Genomic DNA, 16,602 nt, shown 5'->3' on the forward strand with positions numbered 1-16,602 from the left:
TATTAGCTAAAGTGACAGAATCTTTGCCATTGCGCGATCGCTATCTTGCTCTCATCGATGAAATTGTCCAGATGACTCTCCAGGGCAAAATTAGTTCTGTGGAGATGGTCTATCAAATGCTGCAAAAAGGTATACTGGCTGGGACGGGGGAAGTGTTTGAGTTAGTGTTGAGCGATCGCCTCAGTACCAGTCAAGCTCAGGTGGATAGCGAACAAGATGAGTTGAAGAAAGCTAAGGCTAACCGGAGTTTACGGGCGATTAAGACGATTCAAAGTCAATGGCAAAGATACGCCGAGCAGAATAAAGCCACGGAAGCGATCGCCTCAGCCGTGCAGGAAATCACTACAGCTTCAGCAAGCGATCGTTTAGCTACATTTTTACGTATTATTGACCCTAATTTAAAAAATCCCCTCAATCTGTCACAACTCCAGCAATTAGGCAAATCATTACAACAATTCGCCCAGTTTGCTCCTGATATCCAGCAAATATCACAAGGAATTACCCGTGGTGTAGCAGCTTGGCAAAGGTTACAAGAACACCTAGTTAGCTGGATGTATGAGTCAAATCAAGCGTTGGGGTTTGGTGGTGTACCGGGAGAAACAGGCCCTTGGGCGACTTGGGCAAAAAAAGTTAATAGTGAATTACCCCAAGCGTTATTTCGTAGCCTAGCTGTAGAACAATCAGCCATCCCATTTGTAGAGCAGCATAATAATATCACTCTCGCTGACTGGGTGGAAATCGCCTTAATTTTCCAGTATTTGCAACGAGGGTTAGTTAATTGGTTCGACCAGCAAGCATACAATATTCAAGCAGGATCAAAGTTGTCGATTTCTACTTTCTTGACTTTTGCAGTGCTTTGGAGTCAGTTAGCAAGCGGTTTTCAAGGTAAAGCCGAATATAGCAATGGCTGTTCGCAAATCATGTTGCAAACTCTGCGAACCTTTGCCCAGCGTCCCTATTTTCCTCTTTACGGCGGGATTTTTGCGTCGTTTTCTGGTAGTTATTTGCGGGATGCTTTAGATTATTTGGATGAACCCTTACGCAAAGTTGAGCGAACCCAAGAGAAAGCGCGAATTTTGACGCTATTAGGCTATTCTCGGCGTGCTTTAGGACAGTATCAGCGTTCTATCAAGTTTCACGAGCAAGCATTGGAAATTGCCAGGAACGCAGGCGATCGCCCTTGTGAAATCGCCAATCTCAATCACCTCAGCCGTACCTATGTACAAGAGCAAGATTATGCTGAGGCGATCAATAATAGTCAGAGAGCATTAATGTTGAGTAGGCAAGCAGGTGATAAGACAGGCGAGACTAATGCACTGGTAAATCTAGGTTACAGCGAAGTGATGCAGGCGCAAAAGCTGGAGCAAGCAGAGCCAGAAACCTATGAAAGGGCAATTAGTTATTTAGAACAAGGGTTAAAGTTATCAGAAAAATCAGGTGATATTCAAAGTAAAGCTTTATGTGTCAGTAGTTTAGGTATTGCATATTTAGTTATTGGTCAACCACAAGATGCTATTAAATATTTAGAAGATGGTTTTAAAACAGCACAAATTTCTGGTGATTTGTATCTCCAAGGTCGCAATTTAGCTTATCTTGCGGAAGCTTGTTATCAATTACAAAATTTGGAAAAAGCCGTTTATACTGGCTGTCTAGGAATGTATTTATTAGAGCAAATTGCCTCCCTAGAATGGCGACAAGCAGCCGGATTATTGACTATTTTACAAGGACAAATTGGGTTAGAAGCCTTTCAAAATTTACTACAGCAAAGCCGCAGTAGAATCATATCAATTATTGGTGTGGATGGATATGATTACATTCCAAAATTGTTAGCACAGTATCAGGAGGATATATAACTTCACAGCCCATGAGACTGCCTCCCCCCATGTGTTTGGCTGTATTTAATCTTGAATTTTGTTGGCGTAGCCTTCCCGTAGGGTATTTTGAATTTTGTTGGCGCAAGCCTTGCCGAAGGCTATTTTGAATTGATTCACTCTATTTCTTCACAGCGAATTAAGAGCTTTTCCATCGCTTCTGCTAAAGAAATTAAATCATTCCATGAAGAACCACTAACTAAACTCTGGGCGTGAGCTAGTCGGTTGCGTAATTGTTCAGCAGATTTTAAAAACCGTTCACCAGCGCGTTTTGATTTTAGTTCTAGTTGTTCCAGCAGTTCTGGCTGATGTAAAACTAACTCTCGCTTGTCACAAAATTGCAGGTAATCTAGTAAATCTGTGGCTTCGTTTCTTTCTTGACTCTCACGCCACAACCTGCGCGCAACTTCTAGGCGATCGGGTTTGAGAACTTTCTGCCAAGCGTCTTGGGGATAGTAAAGCCTTACCAATCTCAGCAGATTCATTTCTAGCAAAGTAACTAAACCAAAGAGCAACATTCTCACAGGCGCTTTCTGCAAGTCACCACAGGTAACAATCCCACTCACCTGATTGCAGTCAAGGACAAACAAACGCGGGTTCTGTTGCAGGATGGGTAGTAACTTCATCAGTGGCGTAGAAATCGCAATTAGTTCCTTGGGATGAAACACTCGCTGATAGTCACTGCACTTACCCGATTTAACCTGCACCAAACTAGCGCGTTCAATATAGCCTGTGATTGTATCACCCGTTTCCACACCAACAACATCAAAATCTTGCGATCGCATCCACCCCAACACTTCTACTACCTCCGCCTCTGCTGGTACAGCTTTCAAGGCTTCAGCCACATATTCAATTGTGATATTGTTCTCAAACAAGCTCCGCAAGTCTTGGGAACGGGATTTTAAGTGTTTCATCTACCCTTAGCCACAGACGTAATTCGTAATTCGTAATTTAACCTGAATATGATGATTGTCGCGGCTACTTAAACAACACTCTCGCGCTCTGGGTGGAAATTTCCAAACCCTCTTCAAACTTCAAGCGCCCAGACTAAACAGCCTGAGCGCTTGAATATTAGGTTGCAGGGGAAATCTGCTAAGTTATGAAATTAAGCAGGCATCATTTGCATGGATCTGCAAGCTTCTGCACATTTGCGACAAGCCATTGCACAGTCCATCATCATTTGATCATCGCTCATTTGCTCACAAGCCATTGCACAGCGATCGCACATTTCCGCACACAGCATACAAGTGCGTCCCATAAATTCGGAACCACCCATCATCATATTCACGCACATCATGCACATTTCTGAGCAGTCGCGCATCATCCCCATCATGCTCATGTCCATCTGCATACCGCCCTTGGTCATGCAGTAGGTCATGGTTTCCATGCACATTTTATGACAATCCATACAAGCTTTCATACAGGCTTGCATTTCGGTAGTCATAGATTCAGTCATCATCATCATCATCATAGGAAATACCTCGTGAATCTTTGATGTACAAATAGCCTTTTACAAGGACTACTCATAACAGTAACCATATCTTTTTAAGGAATCAATAGTACTTTCAACATAGAAATTTATAAGCCTACTTTCCCGATTGAATTACTGGTATTTTAGCCTTAAACCACAAGGATTTTGGGTGATGCTTGCGGAAGTTCTTACCAATCAAGCCTCGCAAACACCTGTAACCGATGAGGATTGGTTAAGACTCGCCAAAATTTTCACCCAGAATCAAACATTGAAGTTAAAAATTACTCCATTTAAAGTCATATTTTTTTGACAAAAACCTTGAAAAATATTTATTAATTTATATGAAGACATATTTTATTAAGTTACATCATCCTCAAGCTAGATGTTAAAAACTATAAAAATCATATTTGAATATTGAACAAACGTCAGTATTTGTAGGGTGGGCAATGCCCACCATATCCGGGTTTTGGTGGGCAATGCCTACGTATAATTCAAAAATCAAATAATAGTCCCATATAAATTGCAAAAAATTAATTACGAAATCCAAAATGTAAAATCTTTTAAAATAGTGATAAATATTATTTTTAGGTATTACATCATCATATAATAAATTATTGTTAATAATTACAAATTACTGCACTTGCTTAATTATGAATAAATCCCAAAACAGTGGAATACTGGAACAACTTGTCAACACAATAATGGGTGTAAAAACTGGTAATCAACAACAATCACCAAATACATCAATAGCGGCTACACAAGAACTAGATATCAAAGCAGTTGTAGTTTATAAACTAGGAACTATCCTGCAAATAGGAGCTATGATTCTTGCGTTGATGGGAATGGAACAACTAATCATCTTGATAGATAACAATTCTTCTTTTCCCAATTGGTTTAGCACTTTATTAACGGCATTATTTTTCATCCTATTAAGTATTCGTTCCCGAATTTTTTCTCTCTTAGATAATACCCGTTCTCGTCAGACCTATGACCAAGTAATTAGACCAAGATGGTCTCCTCCACCCTTAGCATTTCCCATAGTTTGGATGATAATTGCTGTTTTGCGGGTAATTTCTTCAGTATTAGTTTGGCAGCAAATGAATCACCAATTTTTAGTAACACCTTTCATTCTATTTGTAGTACATCTAGCTTTAGGAGATACGTGGAATACGATTTTTACCGTAGAACGAAGACTAGGCGCAGCTGTTCCTGTAGTGATTTTAGGCCCCTGGTTATCTGCGTTAGTAGTGACAGCAATTTATTGGCAAACTAGCCCTGTAGCAGGAATGATTTTATCTTTCTCTTGTGTATGGCTAACCGTAGCGGCTGTATTGGTATTGAGAATTTGGCAGTTAAACGGATCTGAGCCATTGTATCCTGTAAAACTCACACCAGTGGAAGAATAAATACTCAAAATTCACCTTAATCAGGTTTCGAGTCACACATTCAACAAATATTAAAAAGGGTAGGGAAGCATTAATTCTCTACCACTTAATTTATGAAATTAAAACTCTAATATATTGCTGTTATATTTAACTATAGGACTAGTATTTGATTTCTGAAATATACGTAGGGTGGGCATTGCCCACCACAACCATGATACGGTGGGCAATGCCCACCCTACAGATACTAATATATTGCTGTTATATTTAACTATAATTCTTCAATCTTTACTAAACCACCTTCTGTAAATTGGATCGATAGTTCATAGCCATCAAGTAAAGCAGTTCCTAATAATGGCAGCCTTCCTGTTGCCAGCACATGAATTTCTCTTTCTTCTCCATTCCAAATAATGGAAGCTTGATGGACTGGTAACAGCACTCGGCTATTATCTGCTAAATTTGCATACATATCATAAACAAAAGGAAAACCCAAGAGATTAACTGCTGCTGGAGGTAAAGAGAGAAACTCGGTAAAACCTGTATCAATCACAAATTCAATTGTAAAGTCAGGTTGATTTGGCAATCGAAATATCACATTGACAGTTGGACGCCCATTTTTGATAATACCAGTGATCACTGGTAATCACGCTCCATTTCTCCACTAAAAGATGCAGCAACTTTATAACCAATGCGAATTCCAAAAAGTCGAGCAAATCTGTTTTTACTTCGTAGATATTTTGCTGATTCTATCCCCGTTTTATCAACTGCATACTCACCTGTTTCTATGTCAATAATTACCATCTTACCGATGTTTTCTTCTGTTTCTACTTGTTGACGAATGTTATTGTCATATAATTCTTTGGCACGTTTAGCAACTTCTTCGCTGCTTAATAGAATAGCTTGCATTTGTTAATCCTTTTGCGTGATTATATATTTCTTATCTTGATTACAAGTATAGTTTATTCCTTCTCAAGCCATTGCTCATAACCACACACCAGCAATCTTTCCTTTACATTAGCAATAGCATCAAGTTTGAGAACATCAATAAATTAACAGTAATTGCTGACTTGTGTTGATCTTAGCTTATCAAAAAAAGGTATAATTTCTCCAGATGCTATTTCTTGACGTACCATCTCCGCTAAACTATCCCATTGATAATCTGTGGTAGATTGAAAGCGAATTCGCCAATTTTCTTCTTCTAGTGGTAATTTTTCAATTTCTGCGATCACACGCTGTAGTAATTCAGTCATAGTTTAGTAATTTGAATGGCTTTTTACCATTTATGATATTGACTATTTTAGTTGATGATAATGCGATCGCACTATTCCACAAACAGCGATACCTACATTCAGCTACCCTAAAAGCGATAGCGCACCATAAATCATTGAGTCGGTAGAGTTAGTAGCGTGCGTCAGTAGGAATAATTTCTTGGTGTAGCTAGGGTTTCTTGCACTGACGCACCCTTGTATATTAAAAGAGGCTCAGTAATTCCATCAGAAGCTAAAACAGGAATAGTCCACATTAATCATGAGGATAATTCGTCCATCCATTCTTGATAACCACAACTAAGTAAAACTTTTTTTAAATTATTAATAGCTTCAGCTTTAGGAATATCAATTGACTGTACTCGGTATACATCATTGAGTACAAAACTATAATTTTGTCCAACGTAATAGGCGATAACTTCTGCTAAGTTCCTATCTGACATTTCCTCACTTAGTAGTGCTAAAAGCGATTCATAATTTTCTGCTTCAATACCATTAGGGAAGGCATATTAGATTAATTTATAGGTTGGCATATAACAAATATTACAGAGATGATATAATTTATGTTTTGCTGATTTATAGTATCTACTCAATTCAGTGTAAAACAAATTCTAAAAAGTTTAAATTTTAAGCATTTTAACCAGTAAATTAAGCTTGCCATGCTATTCAACTATGGTTAAATTTTGAAAATCATGAATGATACAACTCAACAATTTTTACACGAATTAAAAAGGGTATACGTTAAGGAATGTTTTCACAGGGATGAAAATTGTTCTGAAAAGATAGTAAAAGCACATTCAATTCAAAATAATAAAATTTTAAATAAAATTTCATTAAATGGTAATGTTTACTGTTTTTCTCTATCTGAAGATGATGAGCATCATCTTCAAGTTGTTTTAGCTAAAAAAGGAAGAAAAGTTGCAACTATTTTTACAGGATTTTGTAGCTATCATGATAATGCAATATTTAAACCTATAGAAGAACAAGATTTTCAAAAAAACAACTACCAACAAGAGTTTTTATTTGCATATAGAGCCTTGGCTAAAGAATATCACGCTAAGAAAGAGCTTATTAAAAGACTTGAGAAGGTAAAAGAAATTAGTGATTTAAAAGAAAAATGGCAAATACAACAATTAGATGCACTTTTGATAGGTTCCCAAATAACATTGAATAAACTAGAAGATAATAAGCAAATTTTTAATAGTGTATTAAAGCAGAGAAACTTCGATATAATTGGAACACGAATAATTAAACTACATGGTGAATGTCAAATTGCAGTATCTTCTGTTTTTGCTATAGTAAATGATTTAAATGGTAAAAATATACACAATACAATTGAATTTGTAGATTTAAATAAAGAACTCAAACTCCTTTACGTAACAATCTTTCCACAAGGTGGTAAAACATATATTTTGTTTAGTTATTTGCGAAGACACAGAAAATACTTAGCACCAGTAATTAGACAAATTGCTAACCGAAGTATAGCTGAACAAAAGAAGATTATTTCAAATATGATAGCGGTTTATGTTGAAAATTTAGCGTTATCACCAAATGCTTGGGGGAAAATGTCTGATTCTGAAAAGTCTATTTTTTATGAATTAAATATGGAAAATGTATTTTCAACTGGGAAAAGCTTAATTAAACTGAAAAATATAAACTTATTTACTTAATCTTATTTAATAAATGTAAGTAATAAGAAAAACGGTAGAGGATAAATTCCTTTACCGTTTTCTAATTTTTATTTGAGACTCAATCCCAAACTTTAACTATGACTCAACACCTTGGGGTAATAATTCCCGGCGCTGTTGAGAGGTAACTTGTACATTGCCGTTGTCGTCAATATCAATGAGGGCGACATCGCCATCTTTGATGCGGCCTGACAGAATTTCTTCTGCTAGGCTATCTTCCAACAAGCGCATAATTGCCCGGCGTAATGGTCTTGCACCGTAGCTCGGACTGTAACCTTCTTCGATGAGTCTGCCTTTGAAGCGATCGCTTACTTCTAAAGTTATACCTTTTTCTGTGAGGCGACCAAACACTTCTTTCAGCATAATGTCCGCAATTTCCGTAACTTCGGCTTTGCTCAACTGACGGAAGACGATAATCTCATCTAGACGGTTGAGGAATTCAGGACGGAAGTATTGCTTCAGTTCTTCGTTCACCAAGGAGCGAATGCGGTTGTATTGTGTTTCGGTTTGGTCTTCGGAGAACTCGAAGCCGATACCGCCACCACCTTTTTCGATTACCTTGGAACCGATGTTGGATGTCAAAATCAGCAAGGTGTTTTTGAAGTCCACGGTGCGTCCTTTGGCATCTGTTAACCGACCATCTTCTAAAATTTGCAGCAGCATATTGAAGACATCGGGGTGGGCTTTTTCGATTTCATCAAATAGCACCACAGTATAAGGACGACGGCGCACAGCTTCGGTTAATTGACCACCTTCGTTATAACCAACGTAACCTGGAGGTGAACCAATCAACTTGCTGACGGTGTGGCGTTCCATGTACTCGGACATATCCAAGCGGATCATTGCTTCTTCGGAACCGAAGAAGTAGGAAGCCAAGGATTTCGCCAACTCAGTTTTACCTACACCAGTCGGCCCGGAGAAGACAAAGCTAGCAATGGGTCGGTTGGGATTTTTCAAACCGACACGAGCGCGACGGATAGCCCGTGACACTGCTTTCACCGCATCTTCTTGTCCGATTAAGCGCTGGTGCAAGGTGTCTTCCATGTGCAGCAGTTTTTCGGATTCGGATTCGGTGAGCTTGTTGACGGGAACGCCTGTCCACGAAGCCACGATGTGAGCAATGTCTTCTTCTGTAACGACGGGTTCTTGACCTTCAGTACCAGAAGCATTGGTTTTGCTTTGGGCGATCGCGCGGATTTCGGCTTTGATTTCCATTTCCCGATCGCGCAGTTCCCCAGCTCTATCAAAGTCTTGGGAACGGACTGCATCATCTTTTTCTTTTAAGATTTGGCGCAGTTCTTTATCTAACTCTTTAGCTGCGGGGGGCAACTGAGAGTTCATCAACCGCACGCGCGAACCAGCTTCGTCAACCAAGTCGATGGCTTTGTCTGGCAGATAGCGATCGCTAATATAACGATCAGATAATTTTGCTGCCGCAACTAAGGCTTCATCGGAGATTTTCAGCTTGTGGTGTTGCTCGTAGCGATCGCGCAAACCATATAAAATTTCTATTGTTTCATCGACGGAGGGTTCACCGACCATCACTGGCTGGAAGCGGCGTTCTAGCGCTGCGTCCCGTTCGATGTGCTTGCGGTATTCATCTAAGGTTGTCGCACCGATACATTGCAATTCACCTCTTGCCAAGGCTGGCTTGAGGATATTTGCCGCATCGATTGCGCCTTCGGCCGCACCTGCACCGATGAGGGTGTGTACTTCGTCTATTACAAGTATTACATTACCCGCTTGACGAATCTCATCCATGATTTTCTTCAAGCGTTCTTCAAATTCACCCCGGTACTTGGTTCCCGCTACGAGTAAACCGATATCCAGTGTCACAACACGCTTATCTTCAAGGATGTCGGGGACATCTTTGTTAGCGATGCGTGATGCTAGACCTTCGGCGATCGCGGTTTTACCAACCCCAGGTTCACCAATCAATACGGGGTTATTTTTTGTCCGGCGACCCAAAATCTGAATCACACGCTCGATTTCCTTGGCGCGTCCCACCACAGGATCAAGCTTGTTATCAGTTGCCATTTGGGTCAGGTTCGATCCGAATTCATCCAAAGTAGGTGTTTTGGTGCGTCCCGATTGCCCGGTCGCCGAAACCTCTGCTGTTTCTCCCAGCATTCGGATGACTTGGGTTCTAACTTTAGATAGATCCACTCCCAGGTTTTCTAGCACCCTGGCTGCCACACCTTCCCCTTCCCGGATCAGGCCCAACAGCAGATGCTCGGTGCCAATGTAGTTATGGCCTAATTGGCGCGCTTCTTCTAGGGATAGTTCCAGAACCCGCTTTGCCCGTGGCGTAAACGGAATTTCCACGGCCACAAAGCCTGAACCCCGGCCTATGATTTTTTCTACCTCAATGCGGGCATCTTTGAGATTGACACCCATCGATTTCAGCACCTTGGCCGCAACTCCCGTACCTTCCCCGATCAGACCCAGGAGGATCTGTTCGGTTCCGACGAAGTTGTGACCTAAACGGCGGGCCTCTTCTTGGGCCAGCATGATTACCTTAATGGCTTTTTCTGTGAAGCGTTCAAACATGGCATTTTTCCCATCACCTGCGTCGTGCCGGTACGCTGATTTTAGCACAGGCTAAGAGTTTGGATGTCTGTATCCAAAGATAATCAGCATCCAACAGCTATCACACAAGTTGACGGCTTGATTATTATTTGTTTATTACTGCCGCCCTGCCAACTTTACTGAGGAGTTTGAGTTTATCAGCATTTTTGGGCTTGAATAAAATACAAACGAATATTAAATTTGTGATTTTATTAAACGATCACAAATATCCATCATTAGCACAAACAGGGTACTCCAATCAAGAGTATCTCTAATTAAATTAGTTATCTAAAATCAATAATATTCTTTTATTAAATATTCTGATAAATGAATTTCAGCAAAAATAGATATTTTCTCATTAACTTAGTTGTTTTCCATATCGACAACTAAGCCAGGTTATGTGTTGGGAGGGGAAGAAGCAGGGGGAGCAAAGAAGAATAACTATGGACTAATGACTATCGACTATTGACTATCGACCAAGAATATTTTTGCAAGCCATCTTGAATAATAGTTTTCCAGTGCGCCAATGTCTCTTGAAACTGGGGATATTGTAAGTCTGGAAGCCAGAGTATGAGGGCATCTTCACCATTATCTTGGTAATAAGCACGCCGCCTTCCTGCTGTTTGGAACCCAAATTTCTGGTATAAAGATATTGCTGCTTCGTTAGAGGCTCGGACTTCGAGGGTGGCTCGTTCTAGGCCGCGATCGCTAGCTGTTCTCAATAGGAAATATAATAAAGCCTGTCCTAAACCTTGATGGTGATATTGGGGATGAACAGCCAAAATTGTAATGTGGGCTTCTCCGACAATTGACCAAAAACACCCCATACCCAAAAGTTTGATCGGGGAAGAGGGGGAAAATAAACCTAGTAAATCACTGTTGGGACTATCCAACTCTCTTTGGTAGCCCTCCATAGTCCAAAGTCCACCAAAACAGGCTTGATCTAGTTCGAGGATTGCACTTAAATCCTTTGAGGTGAGTGATTGAAGTTTTAATTTTGATGAGATCACTTTTATTTGGATAAGATTACAAACCCTTTGTAAACTGGGATCGGGACAGTTAATTCACGCCCGTAATTTGAACAAGGACAATTTATATAGTTATGGTATCGACTCACCCGGCTGGGGTTCAAGATGCTGGTACTCAGTATCTACCTCAAAGGCGCAACACAAATACAAATATTTCGCCCAATCAGGAACTTTTACCTCTAACTGCTAAAGCTAACAGTCAAGGAAACCTGGAAATTGGTGGGTGTGATGTCACAACTCTCGTTGAGCAGTTTGGTTCACCTCTATATATATTAGATGAAGAAACCCTGCGGACAGCTTGTCAGCAATACCGGGATGGCTTCCAAAAATATTATCCTGGAGAATCTCAGGTATTGTATGCTTCTAAAGCATGGAATTGTTTAGCTGTTTGTGCGATCGCAGGCTCAGAAGGTTTAGGAATTGACGTAGTTTCTGGAGGCGAACTCTACACTGCTCTAGCTGCTGGTGTGAGTCCCGCTAAAATTTACCTCCACGGGAATAATAAATCTCGTGAGGAATTAATTTTAGCAATTGAATCTGGTGTCACCATCGTTGCAGATAATTGGTACGAATTGCGTACATTGGCAAGTTTAACCCACACAGATCAGCCAGTTCGGATCATGCTACGACTGACCCCAGGTATAGAATGCCATACCCACGAATACATTCGCACAGGACACCTGGATAGTAAATTTGGTTTTGACCCCAACGACTTGGCTGAGGTTTTTGAATTTGTCAGCCAGCAACCAAATCTCAACTGCGTAGGATTACACGCTCACATTGGTTCGCAAATTTTTGAGCGCCAACCCCATCGGGATTTAGCGGCTGTCATGGTGCAGTGGTTGCGGGATGCCAATAAATATGGTTTGAATGTCACCGAATTAAATGTTGGTGGCGGTTTGGGAATTAAATATGTAGAATCAGACGATCCACCAAGCATTGATGAATGGGTAAAGGCAATTTGCGAAGTGGTGCAATCTGCTTGTGCAGCCGAAAACTTACCTTTACCAAAGCTATTATCCGAACCAGGGCGATCGCTCATTGCTACCAGTTGCGTCACCGCTTACACTGTTGGCTCATCTAAAACAATACCGGAAATCCGTACCTACGTTTCCATCGACGGGGGTATGTCTGATAATCCACGCCCAATTACTTACCAATCAGTTTATCGGGCAGTAATTGCCAATAAATTATCTGTTTCCCATACAGAAACAGTTACTATTGCGGGTAAGCATTGCGAATCAGGGGATATTCTGATTAAAAATGCCCAACTACCAAAAACTGAACCAGGGGATATCCTCGTAGTTATGGCAACAGGTGCGTACAATTACAGTATGGCCTCGAACTATAACCGCCTACCCCGACCGGCAGCAGTTGTAGTGGCAAACGGCGAAGCAAACTTAATTTTGCAACGCGAAACTTATCAAGACTTGATTCGACAAGATTGTTTACCAGAAAGACTTAAATAGTCAGTGGTCAATAGTCAGTAGTCAGTAGTTAAAAAGACTGACAACTGACAACTGACCCTCCGGGTGACGCTCGTTCCTCGCTAACGCTGCGCTACCGCCAGTTACTCATGGGGGAAACCCCCAAGACCGTACTGGCTCACAACTGACAACTAACAAATGACTATTAGAATCCAGATGTCATGAGAGATTTAGGGAAGCAATGGCTGGCAAACCTGGGATGGTCACAGTCCTTGCTGCTTGGGACTCTGGATATTGTATTGGTGCTGGTGTTGACCTACATGATACTAGTGATCATTAGTGAGCGCCGGACACTGTGGATGGTGCGAGGATTCATCGTGTTAATGCTGGCTTCAGCACTTAGTGGTAGATTTGGTCTACCACTGCTAAATTTTGTGCTGGAAAAATTAGTGATTGGCTGTGCTGTAGCAATGGCTGTTGCTCTCCAGTCAGAATTTCGGCGATTTTTAGAACAACTAGGGCGTGGTGAATTCCGACAATTATTGCAACCAGCCAATCTAACCATTCCCAAGTCTGATAGTGTAATTGATGAAATCGTGGAAGCGGTAAAGGAACTCTCGAAAAACCGAATTGGAGCTTTGCTAATTTTGGAAACCACTGGCCCCATCGACGAACGAGATTTTTCTGTCCCTGGAGTCAAACTCAATGCGGACGTTTCCAAGGAACTGATACAGACAATTTTTCAGCCAAAAACCCTATTACATGATGGAGCAACATTAATTCGTGGCTCAAGGATCGTATCTTCGGGTATAATTTTACCGCTTTCGGGACGCACAGCCTCACGCCAGTTGGGAACACGCCATCGGGCAGCAATGGGGATTACTGAGCGGGTCGAAAACTGTATCTGTGTCGTTGTATCAGAAGAGACGGGTTCTATTTCCTTAGCGGAAAGGGGAACTCTAAATAGACCCCTGACAATTAGGAAGCTCAAAGAGTCTTTAGAGGCTCGATTGTCCCCGATAGTAGATCGGGAAGCCGTTGCTCCTGGCTTGTTCAGTTTGGGTCGTCAGATTGGTGAAAAGACACTAGCACTGGTTTCACGTTTACCCGGTTTACCACGTCTTCGACGTGCCACGCGTAGTTTACTTCCCCGTAGGGATAAGACCGCTTCTCAAGATAAAAAATGACAATACAACAAACTGAACTGCAAGAATTGCCCCTGGATTTAAAACGAGAACTACTGCCCAAACACGTTGCAGTAATTATGGATGGCAATGGTCGATGGGCTAAACGTCAAGGTCTACCCCGAATTATGGGTCATAAACGAGGAGTAGATGCCCTCAAGGATCTGCTACGTTGCTGTAGAGACTGGGGGATTCAGGCGCTGACGGCTTATGCTTTTTCCACAGAAAATTGGAAAAGACCACAAGAAGAAGTAGAGTTTCTGATGACTCTGTTTCAGAGAGTTTTACGTCAAGAACTGCGGGAAATGGTCGAAGAGAATGTGCAGATTCAGTTTGTGGGTAATTTAGCAGCTTTGCCGCGATCGCTGCAAGCAGAAATTTCCCGTTCTATGGAAGCAACTAAAAATAATCGCGGTATTCGGTTTTCTGTCGCCACCAATTATGGGGGACGACAGGAGATTTTACAAGCTTGCCGGGCGATCGCTCAAAAAGTCCAGCAAGGTCTGCTACAACCAGATGAAATCGATGAAGAAGTATTTGAACGCCACTTATACACAGCTGGTATTGCTGACCCAGACTTATTAATTCGTACCAGTGGCGAAATGCGCCTCTCAAATTTCTTACTATGGCAAATGGCTTATGGGGAAATCTATATCACTGATACTCTCTGGCCGGATTTTGACCGTACAGAGTTTCACCGCGCCTTATGTGCATATCAGCAAAGAGAAAGACGGTTTGGGAAGGTTTAGGAATTGGGGATTGGGGACTAGGGATTGGGAATTTCTCCCCCTGCTCCCTGCTCCCTGCCCCCTGCTCCCCCATCTCTCTCTTACGGGCCAGAAAATACTGCTTGTTCAATATCTTCTCGACTGAGGGAATATTTAAACGCGCGTTGAATATCTTGGCCATTTTCCCCAGCTTGGACGTAGCGGACTACAATTTGCTCAACATCAAGCCAAAGTTCAGCTTGCCAACTGGGACGCTGTACACGCCAGCAGTGTAATTGTGTGTCATCTTGTTGACAACCTTGGTCTTTTAACCATTGTTCAATTTGTGGTAGAGGATGGCTGTATAAGGGAGTTTTAGCAGGGATAAGAGACATAATTATTCAAAATTCCAAATTCACAATAAACTACAAATTTGTGACAAATAAGTAATTGATTGTTGTAGTGTAGCTGTTGATTGTTGTAGGGGTGTTGGGAAAAGTGCATCACCACGAATAAAGGCGATGGTAATTGCTAACAGTAGACACCCAACTAACGTTAAACCCAAAATAAATAAAGCAAAGATTTCGCCGGAAGACAGGGGGCGATCGCTTGCATCCAGGTAAGCTGATTTTGAGTAATCGTAAGTATAAGAGGCAGGACGATTTAAGTCGGCCGGTGCTTGAATTACCCCAAAACGAGAATAGCCTATTTTTAAGTCGTAATTTAAACGCCTGTCTGGGTTACTCAGAGTGGCGTAGGCTTCATTAATTTGCTGAAATTGTCTAGTAGCAAGAGCAGCAGGCAATTCTGTAGTATCGGGATGATAACGCTTGCTCAGTTCCCGATAAGCACGGCGGATATCGATTACCGATGCTGAGGGATGCAGTCCTAGCAGAGAATAATATGTAGGCTCGCTGCTTTTTGGCATTGCACCGTTCTGATTCACGGCTGTTTGATTCACTTTGCAATCAAGTTTTTTCTAATATTGTAAACCTGCCATTAGCAATAAATGTCAAACTTCCATGTCTGAATGTCTCTATAGTGAAAGCTTCAAGCAGGGAGCTTCTTTAAGTTACGATAAATTTCATTGCTTGAGTGCATTCACCACATAATGACTAAAGCCGCAGACATCAGCACCAAAAAATTAATCAGCCTAGCACCCAACAACTGGGTAAGATGGGTAACACAGCTTTCTGATGTTGTCGCTGGAGAAATTCTCAGTTCTGACTTTCAATGGATTAGTCGAGAGAGTGATGTTTTAATTCGTGTCACCAGTCCTGAATATGGTGAATTTCTAGTCCTCAACGAATTACAATTACGCTATCAACCCCGAATGCCAAGACGGATGAGGGCTTATGCCGCACTGGCAGAAGAAAAATATAATTTACCCACATACCCCGTTTTAATCAATATTCTCAAAACTAGTAACGAAGAAGTACCCACAAGCTTTACATCAAATCTTGCAGGATTACGGGCTATACAAGATTATCGAGTCATTAATCTTTGGGAAGTTGATGTGAATATTGCTTTCCAACAACCCTTACCTTCCCTACTTCCCTTTGTACCCCTTCTTAAAGGTGGTGAGAATGAGTTAATCATTCGAGAAGCATTGCAAACGCTTCGTGCGGACGAACAACTCAATCAGTTAGAAACAGTCCTAGCTTTTTTTGCTACGTTTGTGTTAGAGAGTGCCTTAGTTCAAGAAATTATGAGGTGGGATATGGCTGTTTTACGTGAGTCGCCTTGGTATCAAGAAATTTTGCGAGAAGGTGAGATACGTGGTGAAGCACGCGGTGAAGCACGCGGTGAAGCGCGCGGTGAGGCACGCGGTAAACTGCTAGGATTGATGTCCGGTATTGAAACTAATTTAGAAGCAAAGTTTGGCCAAGACGGTTTAGAATTATTGCCACAAATTAGCCAAGTTGAAGATTTAGCCACCTTAAAGGAAATCTTACGCAAAATCGTTGCTGCCAAAACAATTGAAGAATTGCGGCAGATGCTGTAGTGTTAT

Annotated in this window: 17 protein-coding genes; 7 read left to right on the forward strand and 10 right to left on the reverse strand. The window is 41.3% G+C overall.

The features are described 5' to 3' along the window. Positions 1 to 11 precede the first annotated feature (11 nt). The gene (locus GSQ19_RS09745; protein WP_011317755.1) at positions 12 to 1,853 is read left to right on the forward strand and encodes a tetratricopeptide repeat protein; all 1,842 of its coding nucleotides are present in this window, start codon (positions 12 to 14) and stop codon (positions 1,851 to 1,853) included. Between the two features lie 134 nt (positions 1,854 to 1,987). Here GSQ19_RS09745 and GSQ19_RS09750 read toward each other — a convergent pair whose 3' ends face one another. Next, positions 1,988 to 2,785, reverse strand: a complete 798-nt coding sequence (locus tag GSQ19_RS09750; protein ID WP_011317756.1) for a hypothetical protein — start codon at positions 2,783 to 2,785, stop codon at positions 1,988 to 1,990. A 191-nt stretch (positions 2,786 to 2,976) separates the two neighbouring features. Beyond that, positions 2,977 to 3,339: a four-helix bundle copper-binding protein gene (locus tag GSQ19_RS09755; protein ID WP_041456622.1), complete on the reverse strand. Its 363-nt coding sequence runs from the start codon at positions 3,337 to 3,339 to the stop codon at positions 2,977 to 2,979. 653 nt (positions 3,340 to 3,992) lie between these two features. On the opposite strand from GSQ19_RS09755, the gene GSQ19_RS09760 reads away from it, so the two are divergent. Beyond that, positions 3,993 to 4,748, forward strand: coding sequence for a TspO/MBR family protein (locus GSQ19_RS09760; RefSeq protein ID WP_011317758.1), 756 nt, complete (start codon positions 3,993 to 3,995; stop codon positions 4,746 to 4,748). A gap of 247 nt (positions 4,749 to 4,995) precedes the next feature. Here GSQ19_RS09760 and GSQ19_RS09765 read toward each other — a convergent pair whose 3' ends face one another. The 4 genes from GSQ19_RS09765 to GSQ19_RS09780 form a co-directional block, all read right to left on the reverse strand. Further along, positions 4,996 to 5,307, reverse strand: coding sequence for a clan AA aspartic protease (locus tag GSQ19_RS09765; protein ID WP_199312886.1), 312 nt, complete (start codon positions 5,305 to 5,307; stop codon positions 4,996 to 4,998). Positions 5,308 to 5,357: 50 nt separating this feature from the next. Further along, positions 5,358 to 5,630 carry a hypothetical protein gene (locus tag GSQ19_RS09770; RefSeq protein ID WP_011317760.1) on the reverse strand — a complete coding sequence of 91 codons (273 nt, stop codon included), beginning with the start codon at positions 5,628 to 5,630 and terminating at the stop codon, positions 5,358 to 5,360. A gap of 143 nt (positions 5,631 to 5,773) precedes the next feature. After that, entirely contained in the window at positions 5,774 to 5,974 is a 201-nt protein-coding gene (locus tag GSQ19_RS09775) for a hypothetical protein (protein WP_011317761.1), read from the reverse strand. Between the two features lie 275 nt (positions 5,975 to 6,249). Next, positions 6,250 to 6,432: a hypothetical protein gene (locus GSQ19_RS09780; RefSeq protein ID WP_011317762.1), complete on the reverse strand. Its 183-nt coding sequence runs from the start codon at positions 6,430 to 6,432 to the stop codon at positions 6,250 to 6,252. 249 nt (positions 6,433 to 6,681) lie between these two features. Between GSQ19_RS09780 and GSQ19_RS09785 the strand changes: the two genes are divergently transcribed. Next, a complete protein-coding gene (locus GSQ19_RS09785) occupies positions 6,682 to 7,659 on the forward strand; it encodes a hypothetical protein (RefSeq protein ID WP_011317763.1) in 978 nt (325 codons plus the stop codon). Between the two features lie 96 nt (positions 7,660 to 7,755). Here GSQ19_RS09785 and GSQ19_RS09790 read toward each other — a convergent pair whose 3' ends face one another. Both GSQ19_RS09790 and rimI read right to left on the reverse strand, forming a co-directional pair. Then, positions 7,756 to 10,227 carry an ATP-dependent Clp protease ATP-binding subunit gene (locus GSQ19_RS09790; protein ID WP_011317764.1) on the reverse strand — a complete coding sequence of 824 codons (2,472 nt, stop codon included), beginning with the start codon at positions 10,225 to 10,227 and terminating at the stop codon, positions 7,756 to 7,758. A 473-nt stretch (positions 10,228 to 10,700) separates the two neighbouring features. Next, positions 10,701 to 11,255, reverse strand: coding sequence for a ribosomal protein S18-alanine N-acetyltransferase (gene rimI / locus GSQ19_RS09795; protein ID WP_011317765.1), 555 nt, complete (start codon positions 11,253 to 11,255; stop codon positions 10,701 to 10,703). A 92-nt stretch (positions 11,256 to 11,347) separates the two neighbouring features. On the opposite strand from rimI, the gene lysA reads away from it, so the two are divergent. From lysA to uppS, 3 genes are all read left to right on the forward strand, one after another. Then, positions 11,348 to 12,742 carry a diaminopimelate decarboxylase gene (lysA, locus tag GSQ19_RS09800; RefSeq protein ID WP_011317766.1) on the forward strand — a complete coding sequence of 465 codons (1,395 nt, stop codon included), beginning with the start codon at positions 11,348 to 11,350 and terminating at the stop codon, positions 12,740 to 12,742. 179 nt (positions 12,743 to 12,921) lie between these two features. After that, positions 12,922 to 13,887 carry a diadenylate cyclase CdaA gene (gene cdaA, locus GSQ19_RS09805; protein ID WP_011317767.1) on the forward strand — a complete coding sequence of 322 codons (966 nt, stop codon included), beginning with the start codon at positions 12,922 to 12,924 and terminating at the stop codon, positions 13,885 to 13,887. After that, the gene (uppS, locus tag GSQ19_RS09810; RefSeq protein WP_011317768.1) at positions 13,884 to 14,633 is read left to right on the forward strand and encodes an undecaprenyl pyrophosphate synthase; all 750 of its coding nucleotides are present in this window, start codon (positions 13,884 to 13,886) and stop codon (positions 14,631 to 14,633) included. The genes cdaA and uppS overlap by 4 nt, the downstream gene beginning before the upstream one ends. A gap of 80 nt (positions 14,634 to 14,713) precedes the next feature. Here uppS and GSQ19_RS09815 read toward each other — a convergent pair whose 3' ends face one another. Together GSQ19_RS09815 and GSQ19_RS09820 are read right to left on the reverse strand one after the other, a co-directional pair. Continuing rightward, the gene (locus GSQ19_RS09815) at positions 14,714 to 14,986 is read right to left on the reverse strand and encodes a DUF3143 domain-containing protein (protein WP_011317769.1); all 273 of its coding nucleotides are present in this window, start codon (positions 14,984 to 14,986) and stop codon (positions 14,714 to 14,716) included. 20 nt (positions 14,987 to 15,006) lie between these two features. After that, positions 15,007 to 15,519 carry a J domain-containing protein gene (locus tag GSQ19_RS09820; RefSeq protein ID WP_011317770.1) on the reverse strand — a complete coding sequence of 171 codons (513 nt, stop codon included), beginning with the start codon at positions 15,517 to 15,519 and terminating at the stop codon, positions 15,007 to 15,009. 183 nt (positions 15,520 to 15,702) lie between these two features. Between GSQ19_RS09820 and GSQ19_RS09825 the strand changes: the two genes are divergently transcribed. After that, the gene (locus GSQ19_RS09825; protein WP_011317771.1) at positions 15,703 to 16,596 is read left to right on the forward strand and encodes an RpnC/YadD family protein; all 894 of its coding nucleotides are present in this window, start codon (positions 15,703 to 15,705) and stop codon (positions 16,594 to 16,596) included. Positions 16,597 to 16,602: the final 6 nt, after the last annotated feature.

The organism is Trichormus variabilis 0441 (genome assembly GCF_009856605.1).
GTDB lineage: Bacteria > Cyanobacteriota > Cyanobacteriia > Cyanobacteriales > Nostocaceae > Trichormus > Trichormus variabilis.

What these genes read in the sequence shown, in the direction of transcription:
- GSQ19_RS09820 (WP_011317770.1), bottom strand. Translation starts at nt 15,519, where the DNA reads ATGCCAAAAAGCAGCGAGCCTACATATTATTCTCTGCTAGGACTGCAT.
- GSQ19_RS09790 (WP_011317764.1), bottom strand. Translation starts at nt 10,227, where the DNA reads ATGTTTGAACGCTTCACAGAAAAAGCCATTAAGGTAATCATGCTGGCC.
- GSQ19_RS09785 (WP_011317763.1), top strand. Translation starts at nt 6,682, where the DNA reads ATGAATGATACAACTCAACAATTTTTACACGAATTAAAAAGGGTATAC.
- GSQ19_RS09815 (WP_011317769.1), bottom strand. Translation starts at nt 14,986, where the DNA reads ATGTCTCTTATCCCTGCTAAAACTCCCTTATACAGCCATCCTCTACCA.
- cdaA (WP_011317767.1), top strand. Translation starts at nt 12,922, where the DNA reads ATGAGAGATTTAGGGAAGCAATGGCTGGCAAACCTGGGATGGTCACAG.
- GSQ19_RS09770 (WP_011317760.1), bottom strand. Translation starts at nt 5,630, where the DNA reads ATGCAAGCTATTCTATTAAGCAGCGAAGAAGTTGCTAAACGTGCCAAA.
- uppS (WP_011317768.1), top strand. Translation starts at nt 13,884, where the DNA reads ATGACAATACAACAAACTGAACTGCAAGAATTGCCCCTGGATTTAAAA.
- GSQ19_RS09755 (WP_041456622.1), bottom strand. Translation starts at nt 3,339, where the DNA reads ATGATGATGATGATGACTGAATCTATGACTACCGAAATGCAAGCCTGT.
- GSQ19_RS09780 (WP_011317762.1), bottom strand. Translation starts at nt 6,432, where the DNA reads ATGTCAGATAGGAACTTAGCAGAAGTTATCGCCTATTACGTTGGACAA.
- GSQ19_RS09775 (WP_011317761.1), bottom strand. Translation starts at nt 5,974, where the DNA reads ATGACTGAATTACTACAGCGTGTGATCGCAGAAATTGAAAAATTACCA.
- GSQ19_RS09750 (WP_011317756.1), bottom strand. Translation starts at nt 2,785, where the DNA reads ATGAAACACTTAAAATCCCGTTCCCAAGACTTGCGGAGCTTGTTTGAG.
- lysA (WP_011317766.1), top strand. Translation starts at nt 11,348, where the DNA reads ATGGTATCGACTCACCCGGCTGGGGTTCAAGATGCTGGTACTCAGTAT.
- GSQ19_RS09825 (WP_011317771.1), top strand. Translation starts at nt 15,703, where the DNA reads ATGACTAAAGCCGCAGACATCAGCACCAAAAAATTAATCAGCCTAGCA.
- GSQ19_RS09760 (WP_011317758.1), top strand. Translation starts at nt 3,993, where the DNA reads ATGAATAAATCCCAAAACAGTGGAATACTGGAACAACTTGTCAACACA.